Source organism: Amycolatopsis sp. NPDC003731 (assembly GCF_053586895.1).
Window position 1 is genome coordinate 17605 of record NZ_JBSFNC010000008.1, and the last position, 20947, is coordinate 38551.

The 20947-nt window shown below is 72.8% G+C and carries 19 protein-coding genes; 13 read left to right on the forward strand and 6 right to left on the reverse strand.

Features of this window, described 5'->3' with window-relative positions:
• The 3 genes from ACWDN5_RS05280 to ACWDN5_RS05290 are packed head-to-tail and all read left to right on the forward strand — an operon-like array spanning window position 1 to window position 3240.
• Entirely contained in the window at window positions 1–861 is an 861-nt protein-coding gene (locus ACWDN5_RS05280) for a branched-chain amino acid ABC transporter permease (protein WP_449674654.1), read from the forward strand.
• A complete protein-coding gene (locus tag ACWDN5_RS05285; RefSeq protein ID WP_310971831.1) occupies window positions 848–2551 on the forward strand; it encodes a branched-chain amino acid ABC transporter ATP-binding protein/permease in 1704 nt (567 codons plus the stop codon). Before ACWDN5_RS05280 ends, ACWDN5_RS05285 begins: the two co-directional genes overlap by 14 nt.
• The gene (locus ACWDN5_RS05290; protein WP_449674656.1) at window positions 2548–3240 is read left to right on the forward strand and encodes an ABC transporter ATP-binding protein; all 693 of its coding nucleotides are present in this window, start codon (window positions 2548–2550) and stop codon (window positions 3238–3240) included. The genes ACWDN5_RS05285 and ACWDN5_RS05290 overlap by 4 nt, the downstream gene beginning before the upstream one ends.
• A 1-nt stretch (window position 3241) precedes the next feature.
• Here the strand turns inward: ACWDN5_RS05290 and ACWDN5_RS05295 are convergent, their stop codons facing one another.
• Window positions 3242–4042, reverse strand: a complete 801-nt coding sequence (locus ACWDN5_RS05295) for an SDR family NAD(P)-dependent oxidoreductase (protein WP_449674658.1) — start codon at window positions 4040–4042, stop codon at window positions 3242–3244.
• Window positions 4043–4055: 13 nt separating this feature from the next.
• On the reverse strand, window positions 4056–4754 hold the full coding sequence (locus tag ACWDN5_RS05300) for an SDR family NAD(P)-dependent oxidoreductase (RefSeq protein ID WP_310971828.1): 699 nt from the start codon (window positions 4752–4754) through the stop codon (window positions 4056–4058).
• A gap of 113 nt (window positions 4755–4867) precedes the next feature.
• Between ACWDN5_RS05300 and ACWDN5_RS05305 the strand changes: the two genes are divergently transcribed.
• The 4 genes from ACWDN5_RS05305 to ACWDN5_RS05320 all read left to right on the forward strand — a co-directional run bounded on the left by ACWDN5_RS05305 (window position 4868) and on the right by ACWDN5_RS05320 (window position 9898).
• A complete protein-coding gene (locus ACWDN5_RS05305) occupies window positions 4868–6730 on the forward strand; it encodes a primary-amine oxidase (protein WP_449674661.1) in 1863 nt (620 codons plus the stop codon).
• A gap of 7 nt (window positions 6731–6737) precedes the next feature.
• Window positions 6738–7478 (forward strand): MoaF C-terminal domain-containing protein, encoded by a 741-nt coding sequence (locus ACWDN5_RS05310; RefSeq protein ID WP_449674663.1) that lies wholly within the window; start codon window positions 6738–6740, stop codon window positions 7476–7478.
• Between the two features lie 2 nt (window positions 7479–7480).
• Window positions 7481–9082, forward strand: coding sequence for an amidohydrolase (locus ACWDN5_RS05315; protein ID WP_449674665.1), 1602 nt, complete (start codon window positions 7481–7483; stop codon window positions 9080–9082).
• Between the two features lie 228 nt (window positions 9083–9310).
• Window positions 9311–9898: a TetR/AcrR family transcriptional regulator gene (locus ACWDN5_RS05320; protein WP_449674667.1), complete on the forward strand. Its 588-nt coding sequence runs from the start codon at window positions 9311–9313 to the stop codon at window positions 9896–9898.
• A 2-nt stretch (window positions 9899–9900) separates the two neighbouring features.
• Here the strand turns inward: ACWDN5_RS05320 and ACWDN5_RS05325 are convergent, their stop codons facing one another.
• Complete coding sequence (locus ACWDN5_RS05325; RefSeq protein WP_449674669.1) at window positions 9901–10824, reverse strand: alpha/beta hydrolase; 924 nt, start codon at window positions 10822–10824, stop codon at window positions 9901–9903.
• On the reverse strand, window positions 10821–11795 hold the full coding sequence (locus tag ACWDN5_RS05330; RefSeq protein ID WP_449674671.1) for a methyltransferase domain-containing protein: 975 nt from the start codon (window positions 11793–11795) through the stop codon (window positions 10821–10823). The genes ACWDN5_RS05325 and ACWDN5_RS05330 overlap by 4 nt, the downstream gene beginning before the upstream one ends.
• A gap of 229 nt (window positions 11796–12024) precedes the next feature.
• Between ACWDN5_RS05330 and ACWDN5_RS05335 the strand changes: the two genes are divergently transcribed.
• The 5 genes from ACWDN5_RS05335 to ACWDN5_RS05355 are packed head-to-tail and all read left to right on the forward strand — an operon-like array spanning window position 12025 to window position 17874.
• Window positions 12025–13728, forward strand: coding sequence for a dipeptide ABC transporter ATP-binding protein (locus ACWDN5_RS05335; protein WP_449674673.1), 1704 nt, complete (start codon window positions 12025–12027; stop codon window positions 13726–13728).
• Window positions 13725–15302: an ABC transporter substrate-binding protein gene (locus tag ACWDN5_RS05340; RefSeq protein ID WP_449674674.1), complete on the forward strand. Its 1578-nt coding sequence runs from the start codon at window positions 13725–13727 to the stop codon at window positions 15300–15302. The genes ACWDN5_RS05335 and ACWDN5_RS05340 overlap by 4 nt, the downstream gene beginning before the upstream one ends.
• Window positions 15299–16243, forward strand: coding sequence for an ABC transporter permease (locus tag ACWDN5_RS05345; protein WP_449674676.1), 945 nt, complete (start codon window positions 15299–15301; stop codon window positions 16241–16243). Before ACWDN5_RS05340 ends, ACWDN5_RS05345 begins: the two co-directional genes overlap by 4 nt.
• The gene (locus tag ACWDN5_RS05350; RefSeq protein WP_449674678.1) at window positions 16240–17145 is read left to right on the forward strand and encodes an ABC transporter permease; all 906 of its coding nucleotides are present in this window, start codon (window positions 16240–16242) and stop codon (window positions 17143–17145) included. The genes ACWDN5_RS05345 and ACWDN5_RS05350 overlap by 4 nt, the downstream gene beginning before the upstream one ends.
• A 12-nt stretch (window positions 17146–17157) precedes the next feature.
• The gene (locus ACWDN5_RS05355) at window positions 17158–17874 is read left to right on the forward strand and encodes an alpha/beta fold hydrolase (RefSeq protein WP_449674680.1); all 717 of its coding nucleotides are present in this window, start codon (window positions 17158–17160) and stop codon (window positions 17872–17874) included.
• A 47-nt stretch (window positions 17875–17921) separates the two neighbouring features.
• Here the strand turns inward: ACWDN5_RS05355 and ACWDN5_RS05360 are convergent, their stop codons facing one another.
• A complete protein-coding gene (locus ACWDN5_RS05360; protein WP_449674682.1) occupies window positions 17922–18842 on the reverse strand; it encodes an aldo/keto reductase in 921 nt (306 codons plus the stop codon).
• A gap of 45 nt (window positions 18843–18887) precedes the next feature.
• Here ACWDN5_RS05360 and ACWDN5_RS05365 point away from each other — a divergent pair, with 45 nt between their 5' ends.
• Complete coding sequence (locus ACWDN5_RS05365) at window positions 18888–19622, forward strand: SDR family NAD(P)-dependent oxidoreductase (RefSeq protein WP_310971816.1); 735 nt, start codon at window positions 18888–18890, stop codon at window positions 19620–19622.
• Here ACWDN5_RS05365 and ACWDN5_RS05370 read toward each other — a convergent pair whose 3' ends face one another.
• Window positions 19623–20945, reverse strand: coding sequence for an amidohydrolase (locus ACWDN5_RS05370; RefSeq protein ID WP_449674684.1), 1323 nt, complete (start codon window positions 20943–20945; stop codon window positions 19623–19625).
• Between the last annotated feature and the right edge of the window lie 2 nt (window positions 20946–20947).

Consider the following 20947-nt stretch of genomic DNA (forward strand, 5'->3'; position numbering starts at 1 on the left):
ATGCTGCAGGGCGCTTTGGCCGGGCTGGCCGCCGGCGGGCTCTACGCGGTGCTCGCGGTGTGCCTGACCCTGATGTCGCGGCTGGTGCGGGTGGTCAACTTCGCCCAGTCGGCGACCGGGATGTTCGGCTGCTACGTCGCCGTCTTCTTCGCCGTCCACCTCGGCGTCCCGTCGTGGCTGGCCACCCTGGCGGGCATCCTGCTCGGCGGCGCGCTGAGCGCGGTACTCGGCTGGATCGTCTCCACCTGGCTGGCCGAGGCCGACACCGGCACGCGCTCGGCGACGACGGTCGCGGTGCTCCTGCTGCTGATTTCCCTGGCGTTCATCCTGTTCGGGAACAAGCCGCAGCCGTTCCACCCGCTGCTGGCCGGCCCGGCGTTCACGATCGGTGGTGTGGTGGTCAGCCAGGTCACCGTGCTCACCGTCGCGCTGGCGATCCTGGTCGCCCTGGGCTGCCGGGCGGTGCTGGCCCGGACGGCGCTGGGTGTGCGCCTGAGGGCCCTGTCGGAGCGCCCGACGACGGCGGAGCTGCTGGGCATCCCGGCCCGGCCGCTGTCGGTCGGGGTGTGGACGGCGACCGGGGTGATCGCGACCCTGGCGGTGTCGATCGTGGCGCCGTCGCAGTCGAACGACCCGACCTCGCTGGCGATGCTGGTGGTCCCCGCCGCGGCGGCGGCCCTGCTGGGCGGCTTCCGGCGGCTGGACCTGGCGGTGCTCGGCGGCCTGGTGCTGGGCATGGCCCAGGGCGCGGTCGCCCAGAGCGACCGGCTGTCGGTGCTGCGGTACTTCCTCCCGTTCCTGGTGATCGTGGCGCTGCTGCTGTGGACGCAGCGCAAGGAGGTGTGGGATGCGGCTCGCTGAGAAGCTCGTGCCGTTCGCCGTCGCCGCGGCGGCGGTCGCCGTCGGCTACGCACTGAGCGTCGGGCTCGCCGGGTACTTCGTCTACCTCGGGGTCAGTGCCGTCGTCGCGGCCATCGCGTTGCTCGGGCTCGGGGTCGTCACCGGGACCGCCGGGATGATCTCGCTGTGCCAGCTGACCTTCGCCGCCGTCGGAGCCTTCGTCGTCTCCGCCTGCAACGTGGCCGGTGTGCCCGGCGGGTTCGGCACCTGGCTGCTGCTCGGCGGCCTCGCCGCCGCCGTGGCCGGAGTGCTCGTCGGGCTGCCCGCGCTGCGGCTGCGGGGCATCACCCTCGCCGTCGTCACCCTCGGGCTCGCCGCGGCCGCCGATCTCACGCTCGTGCAGATCCAGTTCCCCGGCGCCACCGAAGGTCTCTCCGTCGAGCGGCCCGAGGCGTTCTCCGACGACCGCTCCTACTTCCTGTTCGCCGTGCTGGTGCTCGTCGCCTGCGGGCTGGTCGTGCACTTCCTGCGGCGCGGGCGGTGGGGCAGCAGCTGGCACCTCGTCGCCTTCTCCGAGCGTGGGACCGCGGCGGTCGGCGCGGGCGTGCGGACGTCGAAGCTCACCGCCTTCGCGGTCAGCGCCGCCCTCGGCGGGATCAGCGGCGGCCTGCTCACCGGGCAGGTCGGCCTGGCCTTCCCGGCCAGTTTCACCGCCATCCAGTCCCTCGCGCTGTACGTCCTGGCCATCATGTCCGGCGCGCACCTGATCGACATGGCCGTGTTCGGCGCGCTGCTCTGGGTCGCCGTGCCCGAGCTGCTCAAACGCTGGGGCGTGCCGCAGGACTGGGGCTTCGTCGTCTTCGGCGTGCTCGGCGTCCAGGCCCTCACCGGCCGCGGCAACCTCGGCACCGCCGTGCGGGCCCTCTGGTACCGCCGCCGCTCCGGCCGGACCGCCGGGGTCGGGCTCACCGAACCCGTCCCCGACGTCGAGCCGCTGCCACCCGGCGACCCGGTGCTCGAGGTCCGCGGGCTGAGCGTCTCCTTCGGACACGTCACCGCGTTGTCCGAGGTGGACATCACGGTGCCGGAACACGGGATCCTCGGGGTGATCGGCCCGAACGGCGCCGGGAAGTCCACTTTGGTCGACGCGATCAGCGGCTTCCTGCCCCGGGCCACCGGCACCGCCACCCTCGGCGGCCGGCCGCTCACCGGATCGCCCGCCCGGCGGGCCCGTGCCGGCCTGCGGCGGACGTTCCAGCAGGACCGCGTCCCGCCCGGCCTCACCGTCGGCGCCTACGTCCGGTTCGTCGCCCGGCGGCGGCTCACCGGCCGCGAGCTCGACGGCGCCCTGGCGTTCTTCGGCTGCCCGGCGGCGCGGACGCCGCTGTCGCGGGTCGACGCGGGCGCGCGGCGGCTCGTCGAGGTCGTCGGGCACCTGCTCGCCCGCCCGCGGGTGCTGCTGCTCGACGAGCCGGCGGCCGGCCTGCCGCACGAGGAGCACGTGGCGTTCGGGCGGCGGCTGCGGCAGGTGCCCGCGCGGTTCGGGGTGTCGGTGCTGCTCATCGAGCACGATCTCGACCTCGTCCGGTCGGTCTGCGACACGCTCACCGTGCTCGACTTCGGCCGGGTGCTGGCGAGCGGGCCGCAGGCGGACGTCCTGGCCGATCCGGCCGTGCTGAAGGCGTACATGGGTGAAACGGAGCTGCTGTGAACGCGTTGCGAGTCCACGGGCTGACGGTGAAGCGCGGGGCCGGCCCGGTCATCCGCGACGTCGACCTGGTCCTCGAACCGGGCCGGATCACCGCGCTGGTCGGGCCCAACGGCGCCGGGAAGACGAGCCTGCTGGAGGCGGTGTCGGGCGTGGTGCCCCCGTCGGCGGGCAGCGTCCACCTGGGCGGGGTGGACGTGACGCGGCATTCGCGGGTGGCGCGGGCCCGGCTCGGACTGGCCCACATCGAACAGGGCCGCGCGGTTTTCCCCGGCCTGACGGTGCTGGAGAACCTCCGCCTGACCGCCCGCACGCCCGCGGCCGTCGACGAGGTCCTCGAGCTGTTCCCCGAGCTGGAGAAGCGGCGCGACTCCCCCGCGGCCCTGCTGTCCGGCGGCGAGCAGCAGATGGTCGTGCTGGCGCGGGCGTTCGCCGCGCGCCCGGCCTACCTGCTGATCGACGAGATGTCGCTGGGCCTGGCGCCGGTGGTCTTCACCCGCCTGCTGCCGGTCGTGACGCGGTTCGCGGCCGAGGGCGCGGCGATCCTGCTGGTGGAGCAGTTCACCCACCTGGCCCTCGGCGTCGCGCAGGAGGCGGTGGTGGTCTCGTCGGGCCGCGTCACCCACACCGGTGACGCGCAGACCCTCCTCGACTCCCCCGCCACCCTGCACTCCGCCTACCTCGGGTCCTGACTCACATCCCGGCGCGCTCGAACGCCAAGGTCGGCAGGTCCACGGCGTGGGCGCCGCCGTCGGCGACGAGCACCGCGCCGGTGATGTACGAGGACTCCGCCGAGCCCAGGAACCGGACGATCGCCGCGATCTCGTCGGGCTCGGCGGGGCGGCGCAGCGGGACCTCGGCCGTCACGCGGCGGTAGCCCTCGTCGTGGCCGCCGGTGAAGCCCGCCGCCGCGGCGAACTGGGCCATCTCGCCGTCCGCCATCGGCGTGCGGACCCAGCCCGGGCACACCGCGTTCGCCCGCACCCCGCGCGGCCCGAAGTCGCGGGCGATCGAGCGGGTCAGGCCGATGAGCGCGTGCTTCGCCACCGTGTAGCCGGCGACGTTCGGCCCGGCGAACAGCCCGGCCAGCGACGACACCACGACCACCTGCCCGCCCGTCTCGACCAGCGACGGCAGCGCGGCCCGGCAGAACACGAACGCGCTGGAGAGGTTCGAGCGCAGGGCCAGCTCCCACTCGTCGTCGCCGGTGTCGACCACCGACGAGAGGCCGTGGCCGCCGGCGTTAGCGACCACGACGTCCAGCCGCCCGTATTGGCCGACGATCTCGGCGACCGCGGCTTCGGCGTCCGCCCGCACGCTCGCGTCGCCGGTGATGACGTGCGCGCCGGTTTCCGCGGCCACCTTCTCGAGGGGCTCGCGACGCCGTCCCAGCACGACCACGCGCGCGCCTTCGCCCGCGTACCGGCGGGCCACCGCCGCGCCGATGCCGGTGCCACCGCCGGTGATCGCGACGACCTTGCCTGATGAGTCCACTGTGGATCCTTTCCTAAGCGGGGAACGCGGAACGCGCCGACATCCCGAAGTCGGCCAGCAGGGCCTGGCCGTTGACCGGCCGCGAAGCCGGGGACGCGAGGAACAGCACCTGCCGGGCGACGTCTTCGGCCGCCTGCACCGGGAACGCCGGGTCGTCCAGGACGGCGCCGAGGTCAGCGCGCGCCATCGGGGTGTCCACCACCGACGGGCAGACGCAGTTGACCCGGATGCCCGGCACCTCGACGGCCAGCGCGCGGGTCATCGCGACCACCGCGCCCTTGGACGCGCAGTAGGGCACCATGCCCGGCGCCGCCGTGAACGCCGAGTCACTGCCGAGCAGGACCACCGCGCCGCCGTCGGCCAGCCACGGCAGCGCGTGCTTGACCAGCAGGAACTGCCCGGTGACGTTCACCGCGAGCACCCGGGCGACGTCGGCGGCCGTGGTCGCGGACAGCGGGGTACCGACCGGGCCGGAGATCCCGGCGCAGCCGACCACGGCGTCGAGGCCGCCGAAGCCACGGGCCACGGCGTCGACCGCGGCGGCCAGCGCGGGTTCGTCGGTGACGTCCGCCTGGACGATGTCGGGGCCGGGCTCGCGGTCGACGACGCCGACGCGCGCACCCTCGGCGCGGAACGCCCGGGCGCAGGCCAGCCCGATGCCGGACGCCCCGCCGGTCACCAGGACCGCCTTCCCGGCGAGATCTGTTCGCATGCGCCCATCCTCACCGCGAGCGCCCGCCGGGCGGTTGGCCGCGAGCGCAGCGTTGTTGTCCGGCGCCGCAAGGTCGATGGCGCGCGCGGCGACCGGGGCCGAGACTCATCGGGGTGAGCACGCCGCACCCCCTCGACCCGCTGACCGCCGCCGAGCTGTCCGCCGGCCGCGCGATCCTCGCCGCGGCCGGGCTGGCCGGCGCCACCATCCGGGTCCCGCAGGTCCTGCCCGTCGAACCCGCCAAGGCGGAGGTGCGCGCCGGCGGTGGCGACCGCCGGATCCGGTACACGCTCCTCGACACCGCCACCGGCCGCGCCGGCGAGGCCGTCGTCTCGGTGACCGAGGGCGCGCTGGTGTCCTGGGACGACTGGGCCGAGGCCGACGGGCAGCCGTCGTACCTGTTCGAGGAGTACGCGCTGGCCGAGCAGCTGACGAAGGCGTCGGCGCAGTGGCAGGCCGCGATGGCCCGGCGCGGCCTCGCCGACCGGATCGGGCACGCCTTCTGCGCGCCGCTCGCGCCCGGCTACTTCGGACGCGAGGACGAGGCCGGCCGCGTCATGCGGTCCCTGACCTTCCTGCGGGAAGACGCCGACGACAGCCCGTGGGCGCACCCGGTCGAAGGCCTGGTCGTGCACCTGAACCTCACCGAACAGCGCGTGCTGCGCGTCGAGGACGAGGGGGACGTCCCGGTGCCCGCCGAGAGCGGGCGGTACACCGGCGTCCCGGCGCGGACGACGCTCAAGCCGGTCGAGATCACCCAGCCCGCCGGGCCGAGCTTCACCGTCGAGGGCTCCGAGGTGCGCTGGGAGGGCTGGCGGCTGCGCGTCGGGTTCAACGCCCGCGAAGGGCTGACGCTGCACCAGGTGAGCTTCCAGGACCGGCCGGTCCTGTACCGGGCCTCCGTCCCGGAGATGGTGGTCCCGTACGGGGACGTCGCGCCCGGCCGGTTCTGGATCAGCTACTTCGACGCCGGCGAGTACCAGTTCGGCAAGAACGGCAACGACCTGCGCCTGGGCTGTGACTGCGTCGGCGTCATCCACTACTTCCCGGCCTGGGTGGCCGACGACCGCGGCGAGCCGGTCGAGATCCCGCGCGCGGTCTGCCTGCACGAAGAGGACGACGGGATCCTCTGGAAGCACACCGACCTGGCCGGGCGGCCCGAGGTCCGACGGTCGCGGCGGCTGGTGGTGTCCTCGATCTCCACCATCGGCAACTACGACTACGGCCACTACTGGTACTTCCACCTCGACGGCTCGATCGAGTTCGACGCGAAGGCGACCGGCATCGTCTTCTGCGGCGCCGGGACACCGGGTGCGGACCAGCCGCACGCCACCGAGCTGGCGCCCGGCCTGTTCGCGCCGGTCCACCAGCACCTGTTCTGCGCGCGCCTCGACGTCGAAGTCGACGGCGACCGCACCAGCCTGCACGAAGTCGACGTCGAAGGTGTGCCGACCGGCCCGCGCAACCCGTACGGCAACGCGTTCACCTGGAAGACCACGCCGCTGCGGACCGAACGCGAGGCGATGCGCCGGGCCGACCCGGCCCGCGCCCGCGTCTGGGAGGTCCGCAGCGCGACGCGGGTCAACCGGCTCGGCAAGCCGACCGCCTACCAACTGGTGCCGCGGCCGTCGGCGACGTTGATGGCGCAGCCGCAGGCGACCGTGCACGCCCGCGCCACCTTCGCCACGCAGCACCTGTGGGCGACGCCGTACCGCGAGGACGAGCGGTTCCCGGCCGGCGACCGCCCCAACGCCCACCCCGGCGGCGCGGGGCTGCCCGCGTGGACGGCCGCCGACCGCGACCTCGTCGACACCGACCTCGTGCTGTGGCACGTGTTCGGCCCGACCCACGTGCCCCGCCCCGAGGACTGGCCGGTGATGCCGGTCGACCGCTCCGGGTTCCTGTTCCGGCCGTCCGGGTTCCTCGACCGCAACCCCGCGCTCGACCTGCCGGCCGGCGACCACTGCGCACATTGAGGACACGATGACGCTCTCCGACACCTCCACCTGGCTGCCGCTCGACGGCCTCGCCCCCGGCTTCGACGCCCACAAGGCGCCGGCCGTCGACGACCTGCACGGCCGCTCCTTCGTGCTGCGCGACGACGACGGACCGGTCTTCACCTGGCGCGGCACCGACGAGACGTTCCTCGTCGACGACGACCTCTACTACGTCCAGCACCACCCGTCGCCGGACGCGCGCGATGCGGTGTCGCTCTTCCTGGACCTGCGGGACGGCCGCGCGCTGGTGGTCACCACGACGATCGGCGACCACGGCACCCCGCGCGTCACCCAGGAGTTCCGGCCCGCGACCATCGACGGATTCGACGTCCGCGGTGAGCCGATGGCGCCGAGCACCGCCCTGATCGGGCGCCGGGTGCTGTGGGTGTACAGCCCCGAACACGCCTACGAGCACGTCTACCTCAGCCCGCATTGGTACACGTGGCAGTGCCTGGCCGGGCCCGAGCGCGGGCTCGCCGACACCGACGAGAACACCGTCTACCAGCTGCGGCCCGGCATCCACGTCTTCACCTGGCGTGAGAAGGTCATCCCGTGCGCGTCGGTCACCGTCGCGGATCACCGCAACGCCCGCGCCTTGCGCTCCCACGGTGTCCTCTTCGGACTCGACGCCACCGGGCAGCGGCCGACGCATTTCACCTTCGGCGCGCACGGGCACCTGCTGAGCGCCACCGTCCACCCGGCCGAGTTCGACCCCGCGGAGCGCTGACGATGGCCGCCGACCTGGTGCTGACGAACGCCGTCGTGTACACATTGGACACCGCGCGGCCCTGGACGTCCTCGCTGGCCGTCACCGGCGGCAAGGTGGCCGACGACGGCATCGGCCCGGACACCGAGGTGCTCGACCTCGGCGGCGCGTTCGTCATGCCGGGGCTCGTCGACGTGCACAACCACCACGCGATGGCCGGACGGGCGGAGCTGTTCGAACTCACCTTCGGCGCGGACGCCGGGGTCGAGGACATCCTGGCCGCCGTCCGCGCGCGGGCCGCGTCCCTGGGACCGGACGAATGGCTCACCGGCGGCGCCTGGGCGTCCACTTTGGTCGCGGAGCTGTCGGTTCCGGCGGCCCGGCGGGCGCTGGACGAGGCCGCGGGCGGGCGCCCGGTGTCGCTGTCGGACGACAGCCGGCACAACCGCTGGGTGAGCAGCCGGGCCCTGGAGCTGGCCGGGATCACCGCGGCGACGCCGGACCCGCCCGGCGGGGTCGTCGTCCGCGACGGCGGCGAGCCCAGCGGGCTGCTGCTGGAGGCCGCCGGCGTGCTGGTCGAGCGCGTGATCGCCGGGCTGACCCCGCAGCAGCACCGGCGGGCGTCCCGGCGGGCGATCGAGGTGCTGCACGGCTTCGGCGTCACCGCGTTCCAGGACGCCGGGGTCTCGACCGACATCCTGGGCGCGCTCCGTTCGCTGGACTCCGCCGGCGAGCTCGACGCCTGGGTGGTGTCGTCGTTGCTGGTCAACGACCCGATCTTCGGCTTCGACCCGGTCGGGGCGCCCCTGCTGGAGCTCGCCGGCGAGTACCGCACCGAGCACCACCGGCCGGACTTCGTGAAGATCTTCCTCGACGGCGTGCCGCCGACCCGCACGGCGGCGTTCCTGGAGCCGTACCTGCCCGACGACACCCACGGCAGCTGCTTCCACGGCGCCACGACGATGCCCCCGGCCGAACTGACCGAGTGGCTTCTCACGGCGGCAGCTGCGGGCTTCTCGGCGAAGGTCCACTGCACGGGCGACGCATCGGTGCGGCAGTTCCTGGACGCGGTCGAGAAGGTCCGCGCGGCCGGGTATGCCGACACGCGGTTCCAGGTGGCGCACGGGCAGTTCGTGCACCCGGGCGACCTGCCGCGGTTCGCCGCGCTGGGCGTGGCGGCAGACATCTCGCCGTTCCTGTGGGTGCCGGGGGTCATCCCGGAGGCGATCGCGGAGGTGCTGCCGGCCGCCCGGGCGTCGCGGATGCAGCCGAACCGGACGTTGCTGGACACCGGTGCCCTGGTGGCGGGCGGCTCGGACTGGCCGGTGAGCGAGTCGCCGAACGCCTGGGAAGGCATCGCGGGCCTGGTGACGCGCGCGGACCCGCACGGACGGCGGCCCGGGGCGCTCTGGCCGGAGCAGGCGATCACCCTGGCCGAGGCGATCGAGGTGTTCACCCTGGGCGGCGCGCGGGCGTGTGGCCTGGACGACGTGACGGGCGCGCTGACACCAGGGCGGTCGGCGGACTTTGTCGTGTTGGACCGCAATCCCTTCCGGACGGCGGAGGTCGCGGAGACGCAGGTCGTGGAGACGTGGTTCGCGGGACGGCGCGTGTTCCGGCGCTGACTTCAGGCCCGGCCGGGCGCCAAGCCACCCCGCCCCGCGCCCGACCGCATCTCGCCGGCCGCGCGCCGAACTGCGACTGAGTGCCCCTCCGGCCGCCGCCCCGCCCCGTACAGTCCCCGCCGACCGTCGCAACCCGCGCGCCGGCGCGTGTTCCGGCGCTGACCCCGGAGCTGTCCTCGCGCGCCCTTTCTCCTACACTGGTAGAGAAACCAGTGCGGGAGGTGCCGGGTGCCCAAGATCATCGACCACGACCAGCGGCGCAGCGACATCGTCGACGTCACCTGGGACCTGATCGTGCAGGGCGGGATCGAAGCCGCCACCATGCGCGAGATCGCCGCCGCCGCCGGGTTCGCCAATGGGGCCCTCAAGCTCTACTTCCCCAGCAAGGAAGACATCATCGCGGCCACCTACGAGCGGGCCCTCGACATGATGCGCCAATACGTCGAGCTCGACGGCCTGCGGGGGCTCGCCGCGCTGCGCGAGATCTGCGTTTCGTCCATGCCGATCGACGAAGAGCGGATCACCGCCGGGCGGGTGCTGCTCATCTTCTGGCAGATGTCGCTGGGCAACCGGCGGATGCACGACAAGTACCTCGAGCACGTCCGCGAATGGCGCGGGCTGCTGCACCGCTTCCTCGCCGAGGGCCGCGAAGACGGCGACATCGTCACCGAGACCCCCGACGAGCAGATCGTCGACGAGATCGTCCTGCTCAACGCCGGCGCCAACGTGATGAGCCTGGTGGCGGGTGAGTTCTCCACGATCGACCTCCAGCACCGGCACCTGGAGTCCCTCCTGGACCGCCTCACCCGCCCCTGACCTCAGGCGAAGATCCCCCGCAGGTACGCGGCCACTTCCGCGTGCGACCGGGCGGACGCGGGCAAGCCGGTGTACAGCCCGTAGAAACCGTGGATCTGCCCGGCGTACCGGTGCAGGTCCACCGCCACCCCGGCCTCCGCCAGCCGGCGGGCGAACGCCTCCCCCTCGTCACGCAGGACGTCGTACTCCGCCGTCAGCACCAGCGCCGGCGGCAGGCCCGCAAGGTCACCGGCACGCGACGGCAGCACGTAGGGGTCGTCGAACGAAGCCGGGGCGTACTGGGCGAAGAAGAACCGCATCGCGTCGGCCGTCATGCCGTACCCCGTCGCAAAGTCCACATAGGACGCATGGCCGTCGTCGGGGTGGCCGAACACCGGGCAGATCAGCACCTGCGCCGCGATCGCCGGGCCACCCCGGTCCTTCGCCATCATCGAGACCACTGTGGACAGGTTGCCGCCGGCGCTCTCGCCGCCGACCGCGATCCGCGACGGCGAAACCGCCGGGCCCGCGCCGCCCGCCGCCAGCCATTCCAGCACCGCGTAACAGTCCGCGGGCGCCGCCGGGTACGGGTCCTCCGGGGCGAGGCGGTACTCGACGGCCGCGACCGCGACCGACGCCGCCGCGCACACCGCGCGGGAGGCGACTTCGTTCTCGTCGATCGAGCCGATCGTCCAGCCGCCGCCGTGGATCCACACGAACACCGGCACCGGGCCGGGCGCGTCCGGCAGGTAGAGCCGGACGCGCAGGTCGCCGCCCGGGCCGGGCACCGACACCTCGGTCACCGAAGCCACCGGCGCCACCGGGCCGGGCTCCGGCCGCGACGCCGCGAACGCCGCCCGCAGCTCGGCGGCCGTCATCGGGCGGGCGGGCGCGTCGGGGCCGCGGGCCAGCAGCTCCCGCACCGCGGGGTCGAGACCCATGGTCACACCGCCTCCGCGACGAGCACCCGCGGCGAACCCGGCAGCGCGAGCCGGTCCACCGGGCGCCACCCGGCCCCGGCCAGCCAGCCCCGGACGTCCCGCTCGGGGTACACGACCGTGCCGTCGATGACCAGGTACTCCCCCGCGTGCAGCGCGTCCAGCGCCCGCGGCGAGTCGTCCTCGTCCAGGAAGAAGTCCAGCAGCAGGAGCCGGGCACCCGGTGCCGCCGCGGCCCGCGCGTGCCGCAGGATGGCCCGGTTCTCGTCGACGGAGAACCGGTGGACCACGTGGTTGACCATGACCAGGTCGAACTCGCCCTCGGGTTCGGCGTCCGGGGTCGCCGCGCCGACGACGGTCGTCCGCTCGGCGAACTCGGCGACGGCCATGGTGACCGAGTCCACCGACCGCGGGTCGTAGACGAACGTGGCCCGCAGGACGTCGTTGGCGCGGAGGGCCTGGAGCGCGAACTCGGCGGAAAGACCGCCCAGGTCCAGGAGGTTCTTGTACCCGCCGAAGTCGAAGTTCCGCGCCAGCATCCGCGCGTGTAGGGCGTTATACACCATGACCCCGCCGAGGAACGTCGTCCAGCGGTCGCCGGCGAGGTCGAGCTCGCCGGGCTCGCCGGTGTCGGTGGTGTGCGCGAACTGCAGCCAGTGCGGGTAGCTGATCGTCTCGAGGAAGGTCAGGAACGGCGCGAGGTCCAGACCTTCTCCGCCGAGGTACTCGGTGGTGTCGGGCGTGAGCGCGTATCGACCGTCCACGCGGGACAGCAGGCCGTGCGCGGCGAGGGCGTCGCCGAGGATCCGGACGATCTTCTCCGGCTTGCCGGTGCGCTCGGCCAGTTCGGCCGGGCCGAGCGGGCCGGCCGCCAGCGCCGGGAACAGGCCGATCCGGTTGGCGGCGAACAGCTGCTGGGCGGCCATGTAGCCGATGGCGGTTTCCACGATCCGGTCGGGCGCGGCTGGGGTGGGCGTCACGTCGTCCTCCTTGTGTTCGACCCGGACACTCTACATGCGTAGATAAAAGAGTCCAGGGACGAATTTCTCCCGCGCAGCAACAAAAAGCCGTGATGTTTCAACTTCCTACACTCGTAGAATAAAACCATTGACACGGCCCCCGGCCAGTGTCAACATGCGTAGAACTACCCCTGCCGGTGCCCGGCAGTCCGGCCCGCCCGCTCGCGGCGGGCGCGAGGAAGGGGAATCCATGACGCTGCTCGAAATCCGGGAGCTCACCGTCGGCGTCGTCACCGACGACACCGAACGCGAACTCGTGCGGGAGCTCTCCCTGGACCTCGGGCAAGGGCGGACGCTCTGCGTGGTCGGCGAGTCCGGCAGCGGCAAGACCGTGACCGCCCTGTCGATCATCCGCCTGCTCGAATTCGTCGCCCCCGTGCGCACCCGCGGCGAAATCGCCTTCGACGGCGTGGACGTGACGAAACTGCCCGCCGACGCGATGCGTGCCTACCGCGGGCCGCGGATCGGCATGATCTTCCAGGAGGCCCTGGACTCACTGAACCCGAGCCGCCGCGTCGGCCACCAGCTGACCGAGGCCTACCGCGAACCCGGGTCGCTGCCCGGCCAGACCGCCCGCCGCGGCAGCCCGCTGCGCAAGCGGGCCGAAGCCAAGGCGAAGCGGCTGCTGACCGAGGTCGGCCTCACCGACACCGACCGGATCCTGCGGCTGTACCCGCACCAGATGTCCGGCGGCATGCAGCAGCGCGTGATGATCGCGCTGGCCCTGATGGCCGACCCGGACCTGCTCATCGCCGACGAGCCGACCACCGCGCTCGACGTCACCACGCAGGCGGAGATCCTCACGCTCTTCGACCGCGTGCGCCGCGACCACGGCACCGCCTGCGTGTTCATCACCCACGACATGGGCGTCGCCGCGCAGGTCGCCGACCGGATCGCGGTGATGTACCGCGGCCGCCTGGTCGAAACGGGCTCGCGCGACGAGGTCCTGATGCGGCCGAAGCACCCGTACACCCGGGCGCTGCTCGGGTGCGTGCCGCAGCTCGGCGTCGACCGCCGCGGCGGGTTCCCGGTCATCTCTTCCACGATGACCCTCGAGACGCCGGCCGCGCAACCCCAGCCGGACCACGTCCACCAGGGATCTCCGCTGACGATCAGCCGAGCGTCCAAAGTGTACGGACGAAGAGGACACCGGGTCGAAGCGGTGCGGGAGGTCTCCCTGGAAATCCCGCCCGGGGAGTTCTTCGGCCTGGTCGGCGAGTCCGGCTCCGGCAAGTCGACCCTCGGCCGGTTGGTGACGGCGCTCGAACCGCCGACTTCGGGAACCGTCACCTTCGGTTCCCATGGAATCGACTCCGCCGGGCTCACCGGGGGCGAACGGGCGTTCCGGCGCCGCGTCCAGCTCATCTTCCAGGACCCGCAGAGCTCGCTGGACCCCCGCCACACCGCCGCGCGGATCATCGCCGAGCCGCTGAAGGAACTGACCCCGCTGCGCGGCGCCGAGCTGGACCGCCGGGTCGCCGACCTGATCGACGAGGTCGGGCTGCCGAAGGACACCGCCGGGAAGCTGCCGTCGCAGCTGTCCGGCGGGCAGCGGCAGCGCGTCTCCATCGCGCGGGCGATCGCCGCCGGGCCCGAGCTGATCGTCGCCGACGAGCCGACCTCGGCCCTGGACGTCTCGGTGCAGGGCCAGGTGATGAACCTGCTGCTGGACCTGCGCCGCACCCGCACGCTGAGCCTGCTGTTCATCACCCACAACCTCAGCCTCGTGCTGTCGGTGGCCGACCGCGTCGGCGTGATGTACCGCGGCGAGCTGATCGAAACCGGGACACCCGACGAAATCCGTCTCTCCCCCGAGCACGACTACACCCGTCGGCTGCTCGCCGCCAACCCCGACCTGCCCGCCCTCCCCCACACAGGATCGACGCGCCCATGAAGAGAACTACCCTGCTCGCCGCCCTCGCCGCCGCGGCCACCCTGCTCGCCGGCTGCACGGGCAGCGCCGGAACGACCCCGGCCGCCGACGGGCCACCGGTCCGCGGCGGCAACCTCACCGTCGCCGTCCCCACCGATCCGCAGTCGCTCGACATGGTCGCCAACCCCGGCCAGGTGACCGCGCAGATCGGCAACATGATGTACGAGAAGCTGTTCGAGGTCGACCAGCACTTCGTCGCCCGGCCGATGCTCGTCGACACCTACACGATCAGCCCCGACCGGCTCGCCTACACCTTCAAGCTGCGCCAGGGTGTCACGTTCCAGGACGGCAACCCGCTGACCGCGAACGACGTCGTCGCGAGCCTGCAGCGCTGGCAGAAGAGCCACCGCACCGGGCAGCTGGTCACGCCGGACATCGCCGCCATCACCGCGCCCGACCAGGCGACGGTGGTCATCGACCTCAAGCGGCCGCGCTACCCGCTGATCGACGAGCTCGCCGGCGCGGGCACCGAGATCTACGAGGCGAAGAACCTCTCCGGCCTGCCCGCCACCGGGTTCGGCCAGGACAAGGCGATCGGCACCGGCCCGTACAAGCTGAAGAGCTGGGACATCGGCCAGCAGCTGGTGCTCCAGCGCTACGACGGCTACCGGTCGCGGTCCGAAGAGGACTGGGGCGGCCAGGCCGGCGCCAAGCACGCCTACCTCGACACCGTCACCTACAAGGTCGTCGGCGACCAGGACGCGCTGATCAACGGCCTGCAGACGGGCCAGTGGGACCACGCGATGCCGGCCAACGACCAGTACGAGCAGCTCAAGGCCAATCCGAACCTGGTGGTGCACAACCTGCCCGGCGGCAACGAGAACGTCGTCATCCCGAACTTCAACCCCGGTTCCAAGTTCGCCGACCCCCGGGCCCGCCAGGCACTGAACCTGCTGCTCGACAAGCCCGCCATCAACGCAGCGACCGGCGGCAGCAAGGACCTGACCATCGAGACGGGTGCGTTCGCCTCGCCGGACAACAAGGCGTCCTACTCGACCGCCGGTGAGTCCGTCTACCGGGAACACGACCCGGCCCGCGCGAAGCAGCTGCTCGCCGACGCCGGCGTCACCACCGGGGCGACGATCCACATCGTCACCACGAACTCCTACCCCGAGTTCGGCAAGTGGGCCGTGCTCATCCAGGACGCGCTCGGCAAGATCGGGCTGCAGACCAAGATCGACACCTTCGACTTCGCCACCATGCTCGGCACCCTCACCAAGGACCCGGGCGGCTGGGACATCACGACGCTGTTCTTCGACTCGTCGCTGACCTCGCCCGCCCAGATGCCCGCGCTGACCCTCGGCACGCTGAACGGCTCGTCGTCGCCGGAGCTCGACGGGCTGCTGGCCGAGTTCAACGCCTCGGCCACGCCCGAGCAGGCCAAGGCCGTGATCGACAAGCTCCAGGCGTTCACCTGGAAGCAGCTGTCGGTGATCACGCTGAGCCAGTCGAAGCTCTGGGCGGCCTACACTCCGCGGCTCAAGGGCTACGGCGACTTCTACCGGGTGTTCTGGAACTCCTGGCTGGCCGCATGACCGGGGTGCTGCTGCGCCGGCTGCGCGACCTGGTGATCATCCTGGTCATCGTCGGCACCATGATGTTCTTCGTCATCCGGCTGATCCCGGGCGACCCGGCCCAGGCCATCCTCGGCCCGACCGCGCGCCCGGCCGACGTCGCCGCGCTGCGCACGAGCCTGGGCCTCGACGGCTCGCTCTGGCAGCAGTACCTGAGCTGGGCCGGGCACGTGCTGCACGGCGACTTCGGCACGTCGATCACCTACCACCAGCCAGTCCTCGACGTCGTCGCCGCGCACATCGTGCCGACGCTGACATTGGCCGTGCTCTCGACGATCATCAGCTTCGTCCTCTCGGTGGCGATCACCTCGTGGCAGGCGGTGTCGCCGCGCAACCCGGTGGCCCGCACGCTCGACCGGCTGTCGTCGCTCGGGATGGCGATGCCGGACTTCTGGATCTCGCTGGTGCTGGTGCTGGTGTTCTCGGTGACGCTGCGGTGGTTCCCGTCCAGCGGCTACCACGACCTGCTCACCGATCCGGTGGCCGCGGTGCCGGCCCTGGTGCTGCCGGTGACCGTGCTCGTCATCGGGCAGACGGCGCTGTTCGTGCTCACCCTGCGCGAGAGCGTGCTCGGCGAGCTGCCGCTCGCCTACCTGCGGACCGCCCGCGTCAAGGGCCTGCCGGAGCGGCGGGTCATGCTGAAGCATGTCCTGCCGAACGCGCTGATGCCGCTGGTGACGCAGCTGGGCAGCAACTTCGCCATGCTCGTCGGCGGCATCGTGATCATCGAGTCGATCTTCGTGGTGCCCGGCCTCGGGCACCTGCTGATGGGGGCGGTGTCCACCCGCGACTTCCCGCTCATCCAGGGCGTGACGTTGTTCGTCGCGGTGCTGTTCGTGGTGGTCAACCTGCTGGTCGACCTCTCGTACGCGCTGCTCGACCCGAAGGTGCGTGTCGCATGAGCCTCGCCGTCGCCGAACCGGCCACCTCGGTGGACGGTCCCCCGCCGGGGCGCGCGTCCCGGGCGTTCCGGCGCAACCGGACCCTCGTCGTGTGCTCGGTCCTGCTCGGCCTGATCGTGCTGGCCGTGGTCGTGCTGCCGTTCTTCCTGCCGAGTGTCAGCGCGACCGACCCGGTGCACCGCCTGCTGCCGCCTTCGGGCGCGCACCCGCTCGGCACCGACTCGTTCGGCCGGGACGTGCTGGCCCGGCTGGTGTCCGGCGGCCGCGCGTCGCTGGGGTTGTCGGCGCTGATCACGGTGTGCGCGGCCTTCTCGGGAATGCTGATCGGCCTGGTGAGCGGCTTCTACCGGGCCGCCGACGCGGTGCTGATGCGGCTGATGGACGCGTGGATGTCGTTCCCCGCGATCATCCTGGCGATGGCACTGGCCATCGCGCTGGGCGCGAGCATCTGGACCGAGCTGATCGCGCTGACGGTGATCTTCACGCCGTTCACCGCCCGGGTGATCCGCAGCCGCGTGCTCGGCATCGCCGGGCGGCAGTACATCGGCGCCGCCCGCGTGTCCGGGATGAGCCGCGGCAAGATCCTGCTGGTGCACGTGTTCCCCAACGTGCTGCCGCTGGCGCTGGTCCAGGTGGTGATCCTGGCCGCGGCCGCGATGCTCGTCGACGGCGCCATGAGCTTCCTCGGCCTTGGCATCGCCCCGCCCACGCCGACCTGGGGCAACATGATCGCCGAGGGCCGGTCGTACCTGGTCACCGCGCCGTGGCTGGTCGTCGTGCCCGGCGTGACGATCATGGTCTGCGTGCTGCTGCTCAACCTCGCCGGCTCCGCGCTGCGGATCGCCGTCGACACCCGTGCCCGGACACTCGGCGAGCTGCAACGCCTGCGCCGGGCTTCGTGAGAAAGGACCTCCTTGACGCTCACCTCCCTTGCCGTACGCCGGTTCGCCCCGGACGGGCCGGCCGCCGGGGCGCCGGTGCTGCTGCTGCACGGGTTCGCCTCCGACGGGCCCACCGACTGGATCAGCACGGGCTGGCCGTCGGCGCTCACCGCCGCGGGCCGTCCGGTGCTGGTGCCCGACCTGCCCGGCCACGGCTCCAGCCCGGCGCTCGCCGACGTCACGCCGAAGGCGATCGCCGGGGAACTCGCTCTCGTGGCCGGCGAAGTGTCCGAAGTGGACGTCGTCGGCTACTCGCTCGGCGCGCGGCTGGCGTGGGAGCTGCCCGCGGTGCTGCCGGTCCGGCGGCTGGTGCTGGGCGGGCTCAGCCCGCACGAGCCGTTCGGCGCGGTCGACGTCGAGGCCGCACTGGCCTTCGCCGGCGGCGGGCGGCTGCCGGCCGACCCGCTGACGGCGGCGATCGCCCGGATGATCACCGCGCCCGGCCGCGACCCGGCCGCCCTCGCCCGGTGCATCGAAGGCCTCCGGCGGGAGCCGTTCGCGCCGCGGGCCGGCACGGTCACCGTGCCCACCCGGTTCGTCGCGGGCCGGGACGACCCGGTCAGCCAGGGCATCGAGACGCTGGTCCCGCTGGTGCCGGGCAGCGACCTCGTCCAGGTACCCGGCGACCACGGCGGCGCCCTGCGCGGCGCCCCCTTCCGCACCGCGGCCCTCACCTTCCTCACCACCTGATCGACCTCAGGGGCGGCGCCTTCCGGGAAAGCGCCGCCCCTGAGCCGTCACCAGGAACCGTCGGGGGCGACCGCGTGGTCGAGGCGGAGGTGGTCGAGGGCCGCGCGGATCTCGGGCCCGTGCTCGCGGGCCAGGAGCAGCGCGCCGAGGTTGTCGGTCAGCTGTTCGGTGCGGGTCACTCCGAACAGGACGTTCGCCACCGGCTCGTACGCCAGGCAGAAGGCCAGCGCGAGCTGGGCGCGGGTGGCGCCGAAGTCCGCCGCGACGCGCCCGATTTCCGCCGACGCGGACACGATGGATTCGCGGATGCCGCCGACGTCCGCGCCGATCTTCCGGCTCGGGGAAGCGTTGCCCAGCAGGACACCGCCTTCGAAGACGTCGGACGCCTGCAGCGCCAGCCGCCCGCTCGCGAAGTGCTTGCGGTAGGGCTCGCCTTCGGCCATCGAGCGGCGCGCGATCGAGTACTTGAGCTGGGCGAATTCCGGCCCCGGGAGACCTTCGCGATCCGCGAACTCCAGTGCTGCGTCCAGGTCCGCGGCGAGCCAGTTGTTGATGCCCCAGCCGCCGATCCGCCCGGCCCGGATCTGCTCCGCGACCTCGGCGACGACCCGCGGGACGTCCAGCCGCTCCCGGTAGTCGCCCACCACGACCAGGTCCGCGTACTCCGTGCCGATCCGGCCCAGCGACGTCCCGAGCTGGCCGGCGAAGCCGCTGCGCGGGTAGTCCCAGAGCCAGAGTTTTCCGCACAGCACGTAGTCCTCACGCGCGATCCCGGCCTTCCGCACGACCTCGCCGAAGAGGATGTCCGTGCGCGAGTTCTCCGCGTGCGGGCCGAAGTCGTAGTGGGCGACGTCGAACAGCGTGACGCCGGCGTCGACGGCCGTCCGGAGCAGCCGGACGGCGTCGTCGAACGCCATCCGGTCCCAGGTGTTCCACGAGCCGAGGCCGAAGGCCGATCTTCCGAGCACGGGTTTTCCTTTCGCCGCAGCACATCTTTCATCTACGATTGTAGAATGAAAACACGGGTTGTGGTGGTCACGGGCGGCGCGAGCGGAATCGGCCGCGGGGTCGCCGAAGGGTTTCTCGCCGCGGGCGACCGGGTGGTCCTGGCCGATGTGGACGCCCGGGCCGCGCACGACGCCGGTCGCGAAATCGGCGCCGAGCACGTCGAACTCGACATCGCGGATCCCGCGTCGGTCGAGGCGGCGGCCGCCCTGGTGGCGGACCGGTTCGGGCCGGTGGACGTGCTGGTCAACAACGCCGGGCTGGCCGGCGGCGGCGGTCCGCTGACCGGCCTGGACGTCGAGGTCTTCGACCGCTGCCTGCGGGTCAACTTCCGCGGCACGTTCCTGATGACCCGCGCGGTGGGCGCGCACATGGCCGCGGCCGGGACGCGCGGGGCGATCGTGAACATCTCCTCGATCGGCGCCCGGCAGCCGACGCCCGGACTCGGCCACTACGAAGCCACCAAAGCCGCGGTCGACGCGCTGACCCGGTCCGCGGCGCTGGAACTGGCGCCGCACGGGATCCGCGTCAACGCGGTCGCGCCGGGACCGGTGCTGACGCCGATGACGGCGGGGTTCGCCGCAGACCCCGCCGCCCGCGCGGCTTGGGAGGCCCGGATCCCGCTGGGCCGCATCGCCGCCGTCGGCGACGTCGTCCCGGCCGTGGTGTTCCTGGCCTCGCCCGCCGCCGGGCACATCACCGGGGTGAGCCTGGCGGTGGACGGCGGCCAGCTGCTCACCTGACTATCCTTTGTGGACGATCCGGCCGCCGGTCACGGTGAGTTCGACGGCGACCGACGGCAGGTCCGCCAAGGCGACCGCCATCGGGTTCGCGGCCAGGACGCAGAAGTCGGCCACCTTGCCCGGCTCCAGGGATCCCTTCCACGCCGCGGATCCGTCCTGTGCCGCGGCTTCGCTCGTGTAGCAGCGAAGCAGCCGTTCGGTGAGCTCGGGCGTGGCACCTCGCGCACCCAGCAGCTCCCCCGCCGCCGCGAGGTGGACGCGCCAGTCGGGGGTGACGACCGGCGCGTCGCTGCTCAGCGTGAGCTGCACTCCGGCGTCGAGGACGTCCTGCAGCGGCCACGCCTTCGCGGCGACGTCCTCGCCGAGCGCCGTGGCGACCATCGGCCGCATCGCGGTGGCGATCGCGGGTTGCGTGGTCAGCCCGACACCATGGGCCGCCATCCGCCGCAGTTGCGCCGGGGTGACCAGGTCGCCGTGCACGAGGTGGTCACCGGCCCGCAGGTGCTCGAGAGCGGTTTCGATGCTGCGTTCGCCGGTGGCGTGGACGCCGACGACGAGCCCGGCTTCATGAGCCAGCGAGATCATCGCCGCCAGGTTGGCCGCGCGCCGGTCGTCGTCCGGGCCGTCGACGAGCAGGGTGCCGTGCGTGCCGTCGGCGTAGCAGTGGTGGGTCCAGGCCGTGCGCATCGGCGGGATGCCGTCGGCGAAGATCTTGACACCGGTGACGGCCAGCCACTCCGGATCCGCCGCCGGGACCGGGGTCGCCAGGCCGCGGGCGAAGTCCGGCAGCGAACTGGCGCCGTCGAGGAGACCGAACAGGCGCAGCACGGTGACCCGGGCCCGCAGCCGGCCTTCGCGCTGCAGGACCACGTACTCGTCGACGACTTCGGCCGAGAAGCAGCCGGTCTCGCCCGGACCGAGGCCGGGCTCGGTGTAGCTCGTGATGCCCAGCGCCGCGCAGACGTCGCCGGCCCGCAGGATCGCGGCCCGGCGGTCTTCCGCGGTGACCACCGGGGTTTCCTCGTGTGGCGCGCCGAGCAGCGGGTGTGGCCACCGGGCGCCGAGCCAGGTCGCGTGCAGATGGGCGTCGTTGATGCCGGGCAGCACCGTCCGGCCGGCGAGGTCCACGACTTCGGTGTCCGGTCCGATGTGGCCGGTCAGGTCGCCGCCGGCCGCGGCGATCCGGCCACCGCGCACCGCGAGACCGGTGACCGTGCCCGCGGAGCCGAAAGTGTGCACCAGCCCGCCGTGGACCACCAGATCCGCCGGGTGGATCCGTTGTGCCGTCATGGTTTCCTCCCGGACCTGGACTTTTTCTTCCACGA